12 protein-coding genes are annotated in these 15,143 nt (G+C 68.0%); 9 read left to right on the top strand and 3 right to left on the bottom strand.

Annotated elements, in window-relative coordinates; genetic code table 11:
- Nucleotides 1-14 precede the first annotated feature (14 nt).
- Nucleotides 15-782: a GntR family transcriptional regulator gene (locus KRX55_RS11290; protein ID WP_218407829.1), complete on the bottom strand. Its 768-nt coding sequence runs from the start codon at nt 780-782 to the stop codon at nt 15-17.
- A 100-nt stretch (nt 783-882) separates the two neighbouring features.
- Between KRX55_RS11290 and serS the strand changes: the two genes are divergently transcribed.
- The 4 genes from serS to KRX55_RS11270 all read left to right on the top strand — a co-directional run bounded on the left by serS (nt 883) and on the right by KRX55_RS11270 (nt 4,972).
- Nucleotides 883-2,142 (top strand): serine--tRNA ligase, encoded by a 1,260-nt coding sequence (gene serS / locus KRX55_RS11285; RefSeq protein ID WP_218407828.1) that lies wholly within the window; start codon nt 883-885, stop codon nt 2,140-2,142.
- 93 nt (nt 2,143-2,235) lie between these two features.
- Complete coding sequence (locus KRX55_RS11280; protein ID WP_218407827.1) at nt 2,236-3,204, top strand: lysophospholipid acyltransferase family protein; 969 nt, start codon at nt 2,236-2,238, stop codon at nt 3,202-3,204.
- Nucleotides 3,201-4,025: an HAD family hydrolase gene (locus KRX55_RS11275; RefSeq protein ID WP_218407826.1), complete on the top strand. Its 825-nt coding sequence runs from the start codon at nt 3,201-3,203 to the stop codon at nt 4,023-4,025. The genes KRX55_RS11280 and KRX55_RS11275 overlap by 4 nt, the downstream gene beginning before the upstream one ends.
- Before the next feature lie 302 nt (nt 4,026-4,327).
- Nucleotides 4,328-4,972 carry a TetR/AcrR family transcriptional regulator gene (locus KRX55_RS11270; protein WP_218407825.1) on the top strand — a complete coding sequence of 215 codons (645 nt, stop codon included), beginning with the start codon at nt 4,328-4,330 and terminating at the stop codon, nt 4,970-4,972.
- A 103-nt stretch (nt 4,973-5,075) separates the two neighbouring features.
- On the opposite strand, the gene KRX55_RS11265 is transcribed toward KRX55_RS11270, so the two are convergent.
- Entirely contained in the window at nt 5,076-7,172 is a 2,097-nt protein-coding gene (locus KRX55_RS11265; RefSeq protein WP_218407824.1) for an N-acetylmuramoyl-L-alanine amidase, read from the bottom strand.
- Nucleotides 7,173-7,556: 384 nt separating this feature from the next.
- On the opposite strand from KRX55_RS11265, the gene glf reads away from it, so the two are divergent.
- Nucleotides 7,557-8,759: a UDP-galactopyranose mutase gene (gene glf / locus KRX55_RS11260; protein ID WP_218407823.1), complete on the top strand. Its 1,203-nt coding sequence runs from the start codon at nt 7,557-7,559 to the stop codon at nt 8,757-8,759.
- Nucleotide 8,760: 1 nt separating this feature from the next.
- On the opposite strand, the gene KRX55_RS11255 is transcribed toward glf, so the two are convergent.
- Nucleotides 8,761-10,167, bottom strand: a complete 1,407-nt coding sequence (locus KRX55_RS11255) for a DUF5129 domain-containing protein (RefSeq protein WP_218407822.1) — start codon at nt 10,165-10,167, stop codon at nt 8,761-8,763.
- Between the two features lie 184 nt (nt 10,168-10,351).
- Between KRX55_RS11255 and KRX55_RS11250 the strand changes: the two genes are divergently transcribed.
- From KRX55_RS11250 to KRX55_RS11235, 4 genes are all read left to right on the top strand, one after another.
- Entirely contained in the window at nt 10,352-12,379 is a 2,028-nt protein-coding gene (locus tag KRX55_RS11250; protein WP_218407821.1) for a glycosyltransferase, read from the top strand.
- Nucleotides 12,372-12,884 carry a phosphatase PAP2 family protein gene (locus KRX55_RS11245; protein ID WP_218407820.1) on the top strand — a complete coding sequence of 171 codons (513 nt, stop codon included), beginning with the start codon at nt 12,372-12,374 and terminating at the stop codon, nt 12,882-12,884. Before KRX55_RS11250 ends, KRX55_RS11245 begins: the two co-directional genes overlap by 8 nt.
- Nucleotides 12,881-13,861, top strand: a complete 981-nt coding sequence (locus KRX55_RS11240) for a decaprenyl-phosphate phosphoribosyltransferase (protein ID WP_218407819.1) — start codon at nt 12,881-12,883, stop codon at nt 13,859-13,861. Before KRX55_RS11245 ends, KRX55_RS11240 begins: the two co-directional genes overlap by 4 nt.
- A gap of 156 nt (nt 13,862-14,017) precedes the next feature.
- Complete coding sequence (locus tag KRX55_RS11235) at nt 14,018-15,046, top strand: alpha/beta hydrolase (protein ID WP_218407818.1); 1,029 nt, start codon at nt 14,018-14,020, stop codon at nt 15,044-15,046.
- Nucleotides 15,047-15,143 lie beyond the last annotated feature (97 nt).

The raw sequence follows: 15,143 nt of genomic DNA, 5'->3' as shown, positions 1-15,143 counted from the left end.
GGTCGCCGCGGGCGTCAGTCGGCGGACTGCTCAGAGGCTCTCTCCACGTGAGTCTTCAGTGTGTACCGGTCCGTCCGGTAGAGGGAGGAGCACCACTCCACGGGGAGATCCCCGGAGAGCGAGAGCCGGACGATCTTGAGCAGTGCGGTACCGGGTTCCACGTCGAGGATCCCCGCGGTGGTCGCGTCGGCGTTGACCGCCGTCGCGATCTGCTCCGCCTCGGTGACCGGGAGATCGTACTCCTTGTCGAGGATGCCGTAGACGGAGGTGTGCACGTCCCTGTCGAGGAGATCCGCCACATGCGCGTTGTTGTACCAGCTGTCGTCGATGGCGTAGGGCCGACCGTCGCCGAGGCGCAGGCGTCGGAGGTGCGTGTGCGGCCGCTCGCCGGCGCGGAAGAACGCCTCGACCTCGGTGGGAGCACCGGTCACCTCCGCGAGCAGGATGTCTGAGGTTGCCCGGATTCCCTGGGAACTCATCTCGGAGGAGAAGGACGCGAGGTGCAGACGGGAGATGAGCGGCGCGGGGGCCACGAAGGTACCCTTGCCGCGGGCCCGTTTGAGGCGGCCGGAGGCGACGAGATCCCCGATGGCCCGTCGGACGGTGATCCGGGAGACGCCGAAGGTCTCCTCCAGGACCCGCTCGCCGGGCAGCATGTCCCCGGGTTCCAGTTCGGTGGTGCAGATCTCCTCGAGAATCTCCCGCAGCTGCGCGTGCTTCGGTTTCGGCCCGTCGGTGAGTTGGCGGGCCGGGAGCGCCGGAAACTTCGCGGAGGTGACCATGTGCTCAGTATACTCCGGTGGTCATAACCGGATGGCCGTCTTTGCCGTGATGATCCACCACCCGGGCCGCGGTGCTGCACGGTTCGGTAGGCTGGCACCCGTGATTGATCTCAAATTCCTCCGCGACAACCCCGACGTGGTCCGTGCCTCCCAGCGCACCCGCGGCGAGGATCCCGAGCTCGTCGATCAGCTGATCGCCGCCGACTCCGCCCGACGGGAGGCGATCGTTGCCGCCGACAGCCTGCGTTCCGAGCAGAAGGCCTTCGGCAGGAAGATCGGCCAGGCCGCCCCCGAGGACCGGCCCGCCCTGCTGGCCGGCTCCAACGAACTGAAGGCCAAGGTCAAGGAAGCCGAGGCCGCCCAGCGGCAGGCCGCCGAGGAGGTCGAACGGCTCCAGTCGCGTATCGGGAACATCGTCGAGGGTGCCCCCGCAGGCGGGGAGGACGACTTCATCGTGCTCGAGCACGTCGGCGAGCCCCCGAGTTTCGACTTCGAACCGAAGGATCATCTCGAACTGGGCGAGTCCCTCGGGCTGATCGACGTCGAACGCGGCACCAAGGTCTCCGGCTCCCGTTTCTACTTCCTCACCGGATTCGGTGCTCTCCTGCAGCTCGGCATGCTCACCCTCGCCGCGCAGCGTGCCACCGCAGCAGGCTTCACCCTCATGATCCCGCCGGTCCTCGTCCGGCCGGAGACCATGCAGGGGACCGGGTTCCTGGACAGTCACGCCGACGAGATCTACCACCTCGAGGAGGACGACCTCTACCTCGTGGGCACGAGTGAGGTCGCGCTCGCGGGTTTCCACTCCGACGAGATCATCGACCTCTCCGGCGGGCCCCTGCGCTACGCCGGCTGGTCCTCCTGCTTCCGCCGGGAGGCCGGTTCGTACGGCAAGGACACCCGCGGGATCCTCCGCGTCCACCAGTTCGACAAGGTCGAGATGTTCAGCTGGTGCAGGCCGGAGGACGCCGCCGCCGAGCACCGGAAGCTCCTCGGCATGGAACGTGACATGCTCGCCGCCGTCGAGGTCCCCTACCGCATCATCGATGTCGCCGGTGGTGATCTCGGCAGCTCCGCGGCGCGGAAGTTCGACACCGAGGCGTGGGTCCCGACGCAGGGCACCTACCGTGAGCTGACCTCCACGTCGAACTGCACGACCTTCCAGGCCCGCCGCCTGAAGGTCCGCTACCGCGATGACGACGGGCGCACCCAGCCCTGCGCCACCCTCAACGGGACACTGGCCACGACCCGCTGGCTCGTCGCCATCCTCGAGAACAACCAGCAGGCTGACGGATCCGTCCGGATCCCCGAGGCCCTGCAGCCCTTCGTGGGCCGCGAGGTTCTCGAACCGGTGAAGTAGACACCACCGCCCACCGGCCGCGGGAACCACACCCGCCCGTGACCGGAACGGATTTCGAGACGAGACGCCAGCCGAACACAGACAGGACCCCCAATGACCCAGCGTGAGTTCATCCGGGAAGGCATCTTCCGCTATCCGGCGGACCTCGCCCGCGTGCCCGACCACCCGACCGAGGCAACCGAGCCGTTCTACTCCCGCATCATCGCCGCGGTCCGTGCACTGATGGGGGCCCAGGACATCACCATCACCATCGAGGGCGTGGAGAACGTCCCCGCCGAGGGCGGCGCGCTCCTGGCCTACAACCACACCGGCTACTACGACTTCATCTTCGGCGGGGTCGCCGGCTACTTCCGGGGCCGCAGGCTGGTGCGCTTCATGGCGAAACGCGAGATCTACGACGTACCCGTCGTCGGCTGGTTCATGGGCCGGATGCGCCACATCCGCGTCGACCGCTCCGCCGGACGCGGTGCCCTCGACGAGGCGGTCGCCAGGCTGCGCGCCGGTGAGCTGGTCGGGATCTTCCCGGAGGGCACCATCTCCCGCAGCTTCGAGATGGACCGCTTCAAGACCGGTGCCGCCCGCATCGCCGCCGCCGCCGAGGTACCGCTCATTCCCGTCGCCATGTGGGGTTCGCAGCGCATCATCAGCAAGGGTGTGCCCCGCAACCTGGGGCGCAAGCACATACCCGTGTGGATCCGCATCGGCGAACCCATCTCCGCCGCAGGCGATCCGGTCGAGGTCACCGACACCCTGCGGAACGCCGTCGCCGAACTTCTCGACGGTGTGCGCGCCGACTACGCCGCGGAGTACGGCGATTTCGCTGGCGCACCCTGGATGCCGGCCTCCCTCGGCGGCAGTGCCCCCACCCTCGAGGAGGCCGCCGCGATCACCGCCGAGAAGAAGCGGGCCCGCGCAGACAAAAAGGCGGCCCGGGCCGCCGCCCGGGCGGACCGCCGGGCTGACTTCGCCCTCGAACGGATCACCGAGCACGGCCGGGCGCTCCCCGCCCGGATCCACCGCGCCTTCGCCCGGTTGGGTGCGTTCCTCCGGGGACTTCGGTGAAACGTCCCCTGCTCCTCGGAAGCGACATCGACGGCACCCTCATAACGGGTGCCGAGCGGGTCACCCCCCGGACGAGAGAGTGTCTGCGCCGCTTCATCGACGCCGGGGGGACCCTGGCTCTCGCCACCGGTCGGCCCCCGCGGTGGCTGCTCCCCGTCCTGGAACAGCTGCCCGTCCGGCCGATGGCTGTCTGCGCCAACGGCGCCGTCCTCTACGACAGTGCGTCCGACCGCATCGTCGACACCCACCCGCTGCTCCCCGATCAGCTGCGCACCATCGTCGACACCGCGCGGTCGATCCTCGCCGATGACGGAGGCGTGGGTGTCGCCGTCGAACGCGCCGGGAACAGTGCGTTCGATCCCCAGTCCGAGCTCTTCGTCATCGCCCCGGAATGGGCGCACGCCTGGCCCGCGATCGATTTCGGTGAGGCCGGGGAGGAGGATCTGCTGTCCGAACCGGCCATCAAACTGCTGCTCCGCAATGAGGCGCTGGACAGTGCGGACATGTACCGGAGGCTCGCGTCCGCCATCCCCCCGGAGATGGCGCACCTGACCTACTCCGTCAGCGAGGGACTCCTCGAGGTCGCCGCGCCGGGCATCACGAAGGCGGTCGGGCTCCGGAAGATCGCCGGAGCCCTGGGGATCCCCGCCGCGCGGACCATCTGCTTCGGTGACATGCCCAACGACACGGAGATGCTCCGCTGGGCGGGTACGGGTGTCGCCATGGGGAACGCGGCCCCGGAACTGAAGAGCGTCGCAGACGAGACGACCGTCACCAACGATGAAGATGGTCTGGCGGTCGTCCTGGAGCGCTGGTTCTGAGGACCTGCGGAAACACTCCCGATGTTGAAAGTCGTTGTACAGTAGGAGTACTGCTGTGAAACGAAATCGAGTTCTTCGGGGATAGTACCTCTGCCGGAACAGGGCCACACCCGCCCCCGGCCCGCGGCCGTCCCGACAATCGGCCGGAGGCTGAAGCGGGAGCGGGTGTGGCTTTCCGTTCCGACTGCCACCTGTACGAAGCTACGGTGTGGCGGCAGGTCCGGAATCAGTCTGCTCCGTGGCCCTCCGCCACCGGAAAATGGGGAACGGTGAATAACGCCAGGGACGCAAGGGGTAGAGCTGTGAGCGGCCGACGTGGTCGTCCCCTCACGGTATCCCGCGACAAGGTCATCGAGATCGCCGCGCGCCAGATTCGGGACAACGGTGCGGACGGATTCTCCATGCGTGGAGTGGCTGAGGAGGTCGGCGTCACCGCGATGGCGCTCTACCACCACTTCGACTGCAAGAACGCCCTCATAGCGGAAGCCTTCCTCCACACCCTGAAGGTCCGGGCCCCGGCGGAGCTCCCCGAGGACCCGGTGGACCGGATCGTCGCCGTCGCCCGGGAGATCATCAACCAGCTCGAGGATTTCCCCTTCGCCAAGGAGATGATGATCTCCGGTGAGGACATGTCCATCGTCTTCGGTGCGCTCTACCGCGACTTCGCCCTGACCGCCCACGACTCCGGGGTTCCGGACGATGTCATCGTCCGCAGCGTGCAGTCACTGCGCCGCATCATCGTCGGCGAGGTCATCGTGCGTCAGGTGGACAGGGCCACGTCCGCGGCGGGAAAGCCGCTCTGCTCCAGCGAATCGCTGCCCGACATGCTGCCCTGGGATCCCGAGTACGCGGCTCGGCTCCTCGAGGAGGGGGCGCGGTGCTACTCCGTCGATGAGCTCCTGCGCACCGTCGCCATGGACATGCTCGGCGAGCGCTCCCGCAGCTGACCCGGTGCCGTCGGCGGGCGGTCACCGGCGGACATGGGCGGACATGAATGGGCGGGGGCGGCCCCTGTGTTGGGGCCGCCCCCGCCTGTCAGTTCCCGGGAGATCAGGACTCGTGGATCTGAACGTCGCCTGTCGCCGGGTCGAAGGTGATCCATCCGCCCTGGAAATCGGTGCGGATCAGGTCGCCGTCGCGGTACTCCTCGTTGACGGGCATACCCAGCGGGCCGGCGTCGAAGCCCTGCGCCGCCCATGCGTCGCCGATCGCGCCCCAGATGGCGTGGGTACCGGTCTCGGGGGAGGACACGACCAGACCACCGTCGAACGGCGTGACCTCGATGCGCGAGTTCCTCTCACCGACGGGGGTCGCGATCTGGGTCCCACCGCGCGGGGACCCGAGAACCGGGCCGGCCACTGTGGTGGCCCGGTTCCAGGCGTCCTTCACCGTCGGGTTTCCGCTGGATGACACGGCCTTGTCGACGAGGGCCGGGACATCGGAGAGCTTCAGACCCGCGATGACCGGTGTCTGGCCGATCTGCGAGATGCTCTGCGGTACCCCGTCCCGGGACGTGAGGAAGGCGATCACGACGGACAACAGGGATCCGGCGACCCCCAGGATCGAGTTCAGTCGGCTACCGCTGCTCCCCGGGAGCGTCGCGGCCGGTGCGGGTTCGGCTGCGTCCTGATCGTCGGCGGGCGCGGGTTCCGTGGTTGTGGCGGCGGTCGTGGTCTTCTTCTCCGGCGGCGCCGTCGTGGTCGTCGGGGCATCCCCGGCGGGAGCCTGCCGGGTGGTGGTCTGTCCGGCGGTTGTCCGCTCGGTGGTGGTCGTTCCGCCGGTGGTGTCCCCGCCACGGAGCAGCGCCTTGTACTTCGCGTCGGCGAGTCCCCGGATCGTGTCCATCTGTGCGTAGCCCGCGTCACCGGGGCAGGAGGTGTTGCCCACATCCCGGTGCGCGAAGATGTTCGGCAGCGTCACCGCCTGGCCGTACGGGTACTTCGTGTAGGACGTGCCCTCGGAGTAGTGGGTGTCGGAGCCCAGGGGGTCGAATCCGGCGACCTTGGCCCGCCATCCGGCGAGCTCACCCACGGAGGCGAGGGTCTCCGGGGAAGGTGTGACCGTGGAGTAGTCGCCGATCATGGAGATGGCCCACGTGTTCTCGTTGAAACCGCCGGCGTGTGCGCCCTGCACCGCGCGGTTCATGCCGCCGTACCGTCCCTCGTAGATCCGGCCGTACTTGTCGACGAGCGACTGGTATCCGATGTCGCACCAGCCCAGGTTCTGGGCGTGGTACTGGTAGATTCCGCGGACGATGCCGGCGGCCTGGCTCGGGGTGTAGTCGTTCGAGCCCGCGGTGTGGTGGATCGTCAGTGCGCTGACCTGGTCGTCGATGGTGACGTCGCCGCAGCGCTTGGACTCGTCCGCGCCCCAGCCCTTGCGGGAGATGACCTTGGGCATGCCCCGGGCGTCCTCCTCGGCGTTCACGAGATCGACGGGTGTGCCTTCGGAGGCTCTGCCGTCGATGAATACCGCCTCGATCGCATCCGGGTCGATGACCTCCGCGACCGGCGCGATCTCACCGACACTGGTGGTGTACCCGGTCTCGCCCGCCGGTGTGCCGTCGATCTCCGGAACCCCCTCGAACGCCGCAGGCTGACCGGAGGGAGCGGCCGCGGGGCCGTCGGTCGTCTCCTCCGCGACCGGGACCGCTCCGGTGGGGGAGGCGCCTATGTCGATGTTGCCGGTGGACACCTGGATCGTGTGCGTCGGTTCGACGTAGATCAGTTCGGTTCCGTTCGGTCCCGTCGGATCCTGGATGTCGCCGGCGGGTTCCGCGTCGTACCAGGGGCTCCAGGAACCGTCCCCGCGCTTGGCGCGGAAGAACGCCGCGATGTCCTTCTCCCCGTGCCACGTCAGGGCGAACATGGAGAACTCCTCGTCGCGGGTGAACTCCTTGACCACCCGACTGCCGGTGGTTTCCTCGCCCTGGCTGATGATCGCCGCGTCCGGGACGACCACGTTCTCTCCGGCGGCGAAGTTCTCGGTGGAGACCGCAGCGGTGATCGGTTCCGTGCCGACGGTGTCGGTCCGGAGGATCGACCGGTCGCCCACCCCGACCACCGCCGAGGCGATCAGAGCCGCGGAGAGGATCACCGCGAGGGCCGGGCGTCTGGACTGTGTGGTGATGCGGCGTCGCTGCTTCACGTTCTTGGTTCTCCTTGATGGGACAGGTGGGACTGTCGGCCACTCCACTCCCGGTGGAGTTACCGGGACAGGCTCATGTGTCGAAAGATGCCATTGCTGAACAATGGGGCAAAAAAGCACGACAGACTACGTACGTGGCTGATGGTAACAGTGTTGTTGGTGTGATTGTAGGGGCGGGGGCGGCGTGTCGCCCGCGGATCCGCTCTTCCCGACCACTCGTCGGTCACGGCACGGGTGCCCTCGGTGGGCCCGGGACGGCCGGGCCCGACCCCCGGGCACCACAGTCACGGGGCTTCCCGGGGCCCCTCACGCCGTTCACCCCGCAGCTACGGGACACGGCGTGCCCCGCGCCCGGGCAGCTGCCGTGGCACTACTCTGGTCTGCATGACGAATCCCTCGACCAGCCCCGCCACGAACGCCGCCCCCTACGACCTCATCGTCGTCGGCTCAGGTCTGTTCGGGCTCACCGTCGCCGAGCGGGCCGCCAGCCAGCTGGGCAGGCGCGTGCTCATCATCGAACGTCGCAGCCACCTCGGCGGCAACGCGTACTCGGAGGCCGAGCCGACGACCGGGATCGAGATCCACAAGTACGGCGCGCACCTGTTCCACACCTCGAACAAGCGGGTCTGGGACTACGTCAACCAGTTCACCGAGTTCACCGGCTACCAGCACCGGGTCTTCGCCATGCACGACGGACAGGCCTACCAGTTCCCGATGGGACTCGGCCTGATCGCCCAGTTCTTCGGCCGCTACTACAGCCCCGACGAGGCACGCGCACTGATCGCGGAACAGGCCAGCGAGATCGACTCCGGGAACGCCTCCAACCTCGAGGAGAAGGCGATCTCCCTCATCGGCCGTCCGCTCTACGAGGCGTTCATCCGGGACTACACGGCGAAGCAGTGGCAGACCGACCCCACCGAGCTGCCGGCCGGCAACATCACCCGCCTGCCCGTGAGGTACACCTTCGACAACCGCTACTTCAACGACACCTACGAGGGCCTGCCGAAGGACGGCTACGCCGCGTGGCTCGAGCGTATGGCGGAGCATGAGCTCATCGACGTCCGGCTCGACACCGACTGGTTCGAGGTCCGCGACGAGATCCGCGGGGCGAACCCCGACGCGCCGGTCGTCTACACCGGGCCGCTCGACCGTTACTTCGACTACTCCGAGGGCAGGCTCGGCTGGCGCACCCTCGACTTCGAGACCGAGGTCCTCGACACCGGCGATTTCCAGGGCACTCCGGTGATGAACTACAACGACGCCGACGTCCCCTACACCCGGATCCACGAGTTCCGGCACTTCCACCCCGAGCGCAGCGGCACCTACCCGGACGACAAGACGGTCATCATGAAGGAGTACAGCCGCTTCGCCGGGGACGCCGACGAGCCGTACTACCCGATCAACACCCCCGATGACCGGCAGAAGCTCCTCGCCTACCGGAAGCGTGCCGACGAGGAGACAGCGGAGAACCGCGTGTTCTTCGGTGGACGCCTGGGCACCTACCAGTACCTGGACATGCACATGGCCATCGCGAGCGCCATGAACCTCTTCGACAACAAGCTCTCCCCGCTGCTCACGGGAGAGTAGCTCACCAGCTCCCGGAGGCGGCCCCGCCGGAGAATCCGCCCGAGGAGTACCCGGTGGTGGCGCCGGAGGAACCGGCACCGGTGCCCGTCGCCGATTCGTGCCACGAGTTCACCGTCACGAACGGCACGAACCCCGAGTACCCGTAGCCCGGGTGCCACGAAGCATCCCAGATCCGGGGCGCCGGATTGTCGTCGTCGGGTTCCACGTCGTCGAACTCGCGCTTCCGCACGGCCTCGATGATGATCCGGTAGTCGGTGATGATCCGGGCGTAGGCGTCCATGAAATCCGGAGCATCCGGTGTCTCCCGGAGTGCCACGACCCGGGCATCGATCCCGTCCAGGTCGTCCCGGAGGCCCTCATCGGAGACCGTGGCCCGCGCCTCCACCAGATCCTCGTGCAGCTCGGTCAGGTGCCGCCGGCGCACGGTGTCGTCGCCGTGCTCCATCCGGAAGAACTCATCGATGTTGTGCTCCGCGTTCTCCATCTGCCGCACCGTCTCGTACGCCTCCGTGATCTCCTTCCGGTGCCTGGCCAGCTCACGGTCGCCGACCTCGTCGCCGATTCCACTCAGGCGCTGCACCGTGCCGTCGACGGCCAGGAACCTGGAGCGCACGTCCTCCCAGTCGCGGCGTACGGTGTCATCGGCCAGCGGTGAGGACAGGGAATGCGCCCGGACGTTGATCGAGTCCAGCTGTGAGGCCACCCGTGCGTAGTTGTCGACGATGTGGTCGTAGCGCTCACGAAGCTGCCGTCGCCGGCGCCGTAGCCCCCATGCCGCGACTCCGAGTCCGGCCGCGGCGCCGACACCACCGACCCCGGCGGGGATCCACCACGGTGTCGGGTCCCCGCCCCCGTCCCCGGACACCACCGTCGTGTCCCCGGCCGCCCGGGCGCCGGCCAGCAGCGCCGCCGCGATGTTCGGGTCGCCCGACTGGCGCAGGGGGACCCGCATCTCGTCGAGGATCCCGTCCATGCGCCCCGAGCCGTAGAAGTTGATCGCGTTGCACACGTCATCGCCGCAGGCCACCCCCACGCGGCGTGGATCCATGCCCACGGCCACGATCAACGAACCCGGTGCGAACTTGTCCTCCGACCCGGACAGCAGAGAACGGTCGTCGCGCTCCGCGTAGTGACGCAGGGAGTCGTTCAGATTGGATTCATTCGACTCGAACACCAGGTACACGACCCGGTCGACCGTCGCGGGCAGCGACAGGGCCGGGGTCTCGTTCTCCAGGAGCCGGACGTCGTCGTCGGTCAGCCGGCCGCCGCGCAGCGGCACCTCCACAGATCGTGTCGCGGTGGTGGCCTGGGCGGTGGCCACCGCCATCGGCAGGAGCAGCACGACGAACAGCGCCATGAGGGCCGCCACCGGCCGGGCGTACCGGAACGGGGAATCGATGCGGTTCATGGCCGCCAGTCTAGGAAAGATCGGGGCAGGGCGCTTACAGTGTGAGCCTCCGGGGTTGGTCGTCGACGCGGCGGGTGGCGGTGGCCGGTTGACACCGCCACCGCGTGGGTAACGCAGTCCTCCCGCGCCAACGATTACATTGAGACGGGTACCAGACCACAGGCCGAAAGGACGTTGAAACGTCATGAGCGAATCTTCCGCGCCCACTCCCCGGCAAACGCCTGGCGCTCCGTTGGATCCCCGGGTGCCAGCCGATTCCGGGGCGGTGGAGCAGCTGCAGCGTGTTCTGCTGCCGAGGAGGGGCGAGCCGCACGACGTCCGTACGCTCTACCTGCTCGAGGCCGAGACGAACACCCAGCGGGTGACCTGGCCGGACCGTACGAGCTTCAGCGTCCGCGCAGGTCAGGAGGTCAGCTTCCAGACCTACTTCAACGCGTTCCCGGCGTCCTACTGGCGTCGGTGGTCACAGTTGTCCACCGTCATCCTCCGCGTCGAGGTCACCGGTGAGGCGCGCGTCGACGTCTACCGTTCGAAGATCGACGGTTCCCGGATCGCGGTCGCCGGCGAGCTCGTCGCAGACGACGCCGCCGAGTTCGAGCTGTCGCTGGATCCCTTCGAGGACGGCGGTTGGCTGTGGTTCGACGTGACCGCGGAGACGGACGCCACGATCACCCGGGCCGGCTGGTTCGCGCCCTGCGCGCCCGCGCCGCAGACCATGCCCGACGGCACGACCGTCGGACCGTTCGAACCGCGGGTCACCGTCGGCATCCCCACGTTCAACCGACCCGCGGACGCGGTTGCCGCGCTCGAGGCGCTCGCCGGCGACCCGCAGGTCGACGCGGTGATCGACACCGTGATCATGCCGGATCAGGGAACCCGGCATCCTTCGGACGAGCCCGGCTACGCGGCGGTGACCGAGCACTTCGGCGACCGCTTCTTCGAGTTCCGCCAGGGCAACCTCGGTGGGTCGGGCGGTTACTCACGCATCATGTTCGAGGCTCTCGGCGGTGTCGACGGCAGCGGGGAGGCCGGCGCGAGCGAATCCCCGTACATCCTCTACATGGACGATGACATCGCCATCGAACCGGACTCGGTGCTCCGTGCCCTCCAGGTCGCGCGCTACGCGAAGAGCCCCATGCTCGTCGGCGGTCAGATGCTCAACCTGCAGGAGCGCAGTCACCTGCACTCGATGGGTGAGGTCATCGACCGGTCGATCTTCATGTGGACGTCCGCACCGCACGTGCGCTACGACCATGACTTCTCCGAGTTCCCGCTGTCCCATCAGGGCAGGCCGGGCGACGGCCCGAACGACCGCAACTCCCGTGATCTGCACCGACGCATCGACGTCGACTACAACGGCTGGTGGATGTGCCTCATCCCGCGGGTCGTCGCGGAGCGGATCGGGCAGCCGCTGCCGCTGTTCATCAAGTGGGACGACGCCGAGTACGGGCTGCGGGCCGCGAAAGCGGGCTTCCCCACGGCCACGTGGCCGGGCGTCGCGATCTGGCACATGGCCTGGTCCGACAAGGATGACGCCATCGACTGGCAGGCGTACTTCCACCTGCGCAACCGGTTGATCGTCGCCGCCATGGACCACGACGGCGGGCCGGAGGGCATCGTGCGCAGCATGAAGAAGGCGACGCTGAAGCATCTGCTGTGCCTCGAGTACTCGACCGTCGCGATCCAGAACGAGGCGATGAAGGACTTCCTCGCCGGCCCGGACCATCTCTTCGACATTCTCGAGACCGCCCTGCCGCGCATCAACCGGCTGCGCCGCGGGTACCCTGACGCCGTGGTCCTGCCGACCGCGGCGGAACTGCCGAAACCGTCGGGTGCGCCGGGTGTGCCGGTGAAGGACATCGGCGGTCGCCTGGCCCCGGTGAAGAAGGCCGTCTGGCTGGCCAGGGGACTCCTGCACTCCGTACGACCCCACGACCCCGCGCACCACGAGGTGCCGCAGGCGAATTTCGCCCCGATCGAGGCCCGCTGGTTCTCCCTGTCCCGTGTCGACGGAGCAACCGTCACCACCGCGGACGGCCGTGGTGTCGTCTACCGCCAGCGGGACCGGGAGAAGGCGAGGAAGCTCCTCGCCGAATCCAACCGTCTGCAGCGTGAGGTCCTCGAACGCTTCGATGACCTGCGGACCGCCTATCGTGCCGCGCACGGGGAACTCACCAGCCGGAGCAGCTGGGGGAAGGTCTTCCATGCGTGAGTCCGATGTACTGGTCGGAATCCAGGACACCCTCTACGACGTCCCCGCGACGCTGCCCGTGGCGAGAGGCCTCAGCCATTTCGGTGAACACGCCCTCGGGTGGATGGCGCTCGGTGCCGCGGGTGCCGCCGTGGACGGTCGCAGGCGGTCCCGGTGGTTGGCCGTGAGCGGATCGGCGTTCCTCAGCCACGCGGCCTCCGTCGTGGTCAAGCGGGTCGTGCGCCGGAAGCGTCCACACGACCCCCGGATCAGGATCGGGGTGGCCACGCCGTCGAAGCTGAGTTTCCCTTCGTCGCACGCCACATCCACGACCGCGGCCCTCGTCGCGGTGAGCCGCATCACCCGCTCTCCCTGGCCGCTGGTCGGCGTGCCGGTGATGATGCTGTCGCGTATGGTGCTCGGAGTGCATTACCCGACCGACGTCGCAGCGGGAGCAACCCTCGGTGCCGCAACCGCCGACGTGGTCTGCAGGGCAGTCGAGAAGCGTGAAAGGAACAACTCATGAGCCAGCCGCATGACGGGCTGCTCGGGTCCGAACCCCACACCCGGGGAATCGAGGGCGACAGGAAACACCAGCCCCCGAGGAACCTCGCCGACGCCATGGTGAAGGCGCTCCGCCCCAAGCAGTGGGTGAAGAACGTCCTCGTCATCGCGGCACCCGCCGCGGCGGGATCCGCCGCGCTCCTCAGCGGCCGCACCATCGCCGACGTCGCGATCGCGTTCACCGTCTTCTGTCTCGCCGCGTCCTCGATCTACCTGATCAACGACGCCCGGGACGTCGACGCCGACCGGGCGCACCCCACCAAACGCTTCCGCCCCATCGCCGCAGGTGTGCTCCCCGTGCAGCTCGCCTATGCGATGGCCGTCGGGCTGATGGTCGCCTCGGTGCTGATCTCCCTGCTGGCCTCGGCGGGGGTGAACCTCGCGATCGTCGTCGCCGTGTACATCGCGCTCCAGCTCGGCTACTGCTTCGGCTGGAAGCACCAGCCCGTCATCGACATCGCGCTGGTCTCCTCCGGGTTCATGCTCCGTGCGATGGCCGGCGGCGTGGCCACGGGCATCGAGCTGTCCCAGTGGTTCCTCCTCGTCGCGGCCTTCGGTTCCCTGTTCATGGCCTCCGGCAAGAGGTACGCGGAGATCCTCCTCGTCGAATCCTCCGGTGCGAAGATCCGGAAGTCCCTCGAGGGCTACACCGACACCTATCTCCGGTTCGTCTGGACGCTGTCCGCGACCGCCGTGGTCATGAGCTACGCACTCTGGGGATTCGACGTCAGCCGCTCCCTCGACGGCGCGGGAGGCGTCTGGTACCAGATCTCTATGGTCCCGTTCACCGTCGCCATCCTCCGGTACGCCGCGGACATCGACCGCGGCGAGGGTGGGGCCCCCGACGAACTGGCGCTGTCGGACCGGGTGCTCCAGGCGCTCGCCGTGCTGTGGGTCGCCTGCATCGTGATCGCCGTCTACGTCATGCCGGCCCTGTAGATCCCCAACGACGCAGGTGCACCCTGGATAGCACGGCAGACACGTTGTCCGTGTACGGTGACTGTGTAACGAAACGATCAAGCCAGTGGATATTCCGACCGGTTGCAGTCACCGGCGACCGCCTGTTTTCGGAAATAGTGTCCCGCAAGGAGAACAATGTCAATCGCCTCCCGTCTGCACAACGCAGGGAAGAAGGTCACGTCCGTGGTGGCCGCCACCGCAGTGACCGCCACCCTCATGGTCTTCGGCGCCGGAACCGCCGAGGCCGCCAACCGGGACTGGCTCCGGCCGGATGCCACCGGAACGTGCGAATGGGACGCCTCGGGGCACTGGGTCCAGCGGTGCGATGTCTGGTCGCCCGCGATGGACCGCACCGTGCCCGTCCTGGTGCAGCCCGCCCAGCGCGGCGGCGATGCGGGCTTCTATCTGCTCGACGGTATGCGCGCGGACCCGCACCAGACCGGCTGGACGATGTTCTCCGATGCCCAGGTCACGTACGAGGACAGCAACATCAACCTCATCATGCCGATCGGCGGAGCGGGTACGTTCTACGCCGACTGGGTCGACCCCGGGAACACCTTCTCATCCTCCGATCCGCAGGTCATCAAGTGGGAGACCTTCCTCACCGCTGAGCTGCCGGGCTACCTGCAGCAGCACTTCGGGGTCAACCCCAACCGCAACTCCATCGCGGGTCTCTCCATGGGCGGAACCGCGGCACTGAACATCGCGGCGCGCCATCCCGAGATGTACCAGCAGGCGATGAGCTTCTCCGGGTACCTCACCACGACGGCCCCCGGCATGCAGACCATGATTCGTTTCGCGCTCCTGGAAACCGGGGGCCTGAACCTCAACTCCATGTACGGCGCGTTGATCAGCCCCCGCCAGTTCGAGAACGACCCCTACTGGAACATGGAGGGTCTGCGCGGCAAGGACATCTACGTCTCCGCGTCGACGGGCACGTGGACCGGCGGCGACTGGAATCTTCCCCTCTGGGACCGCATCGTCGGTTGGGGTCTCGAGGCGGTCTCCAGGAGCACCACGGTCTCCTGGGAACGCAAGGCCCGCGAGATCGGCCTGAACCCGACCGTCGACTACCCGCCGACGGGTATCCACCGGTGGGGTATCTGGACCGATCAGATGCACAAGACCAAGGGCCGTGTCCTGGACGTCATGAACGCCTGGTGATTCAAGTCTGACCGAAGAGTCCCCGCCGGAACCTGAACGAGGGTTCCGGCGGGGATTTTCCGTGTCCGTGGCCGTGGTGCGGGGACGGGAGGACGGG

Origin of the sequence: Corynebacterium sp. TAE3-ERU16, from assembly GCF_019209935.1 — a bacterium.
In the GTDB taxonomy this organism is placed as follows: Bacteria; Actinomycetota; Actinomycetes; order Mycobacteriales; family Mycobacteriaceae; genus Corynebacterium; species Corynebacterium antarcticum.
The sequence above is the reverse complement of the archived record's forward strand: the minus strand, read 5'-3'. Positions and strand labels throughout refer to the sequence as shown.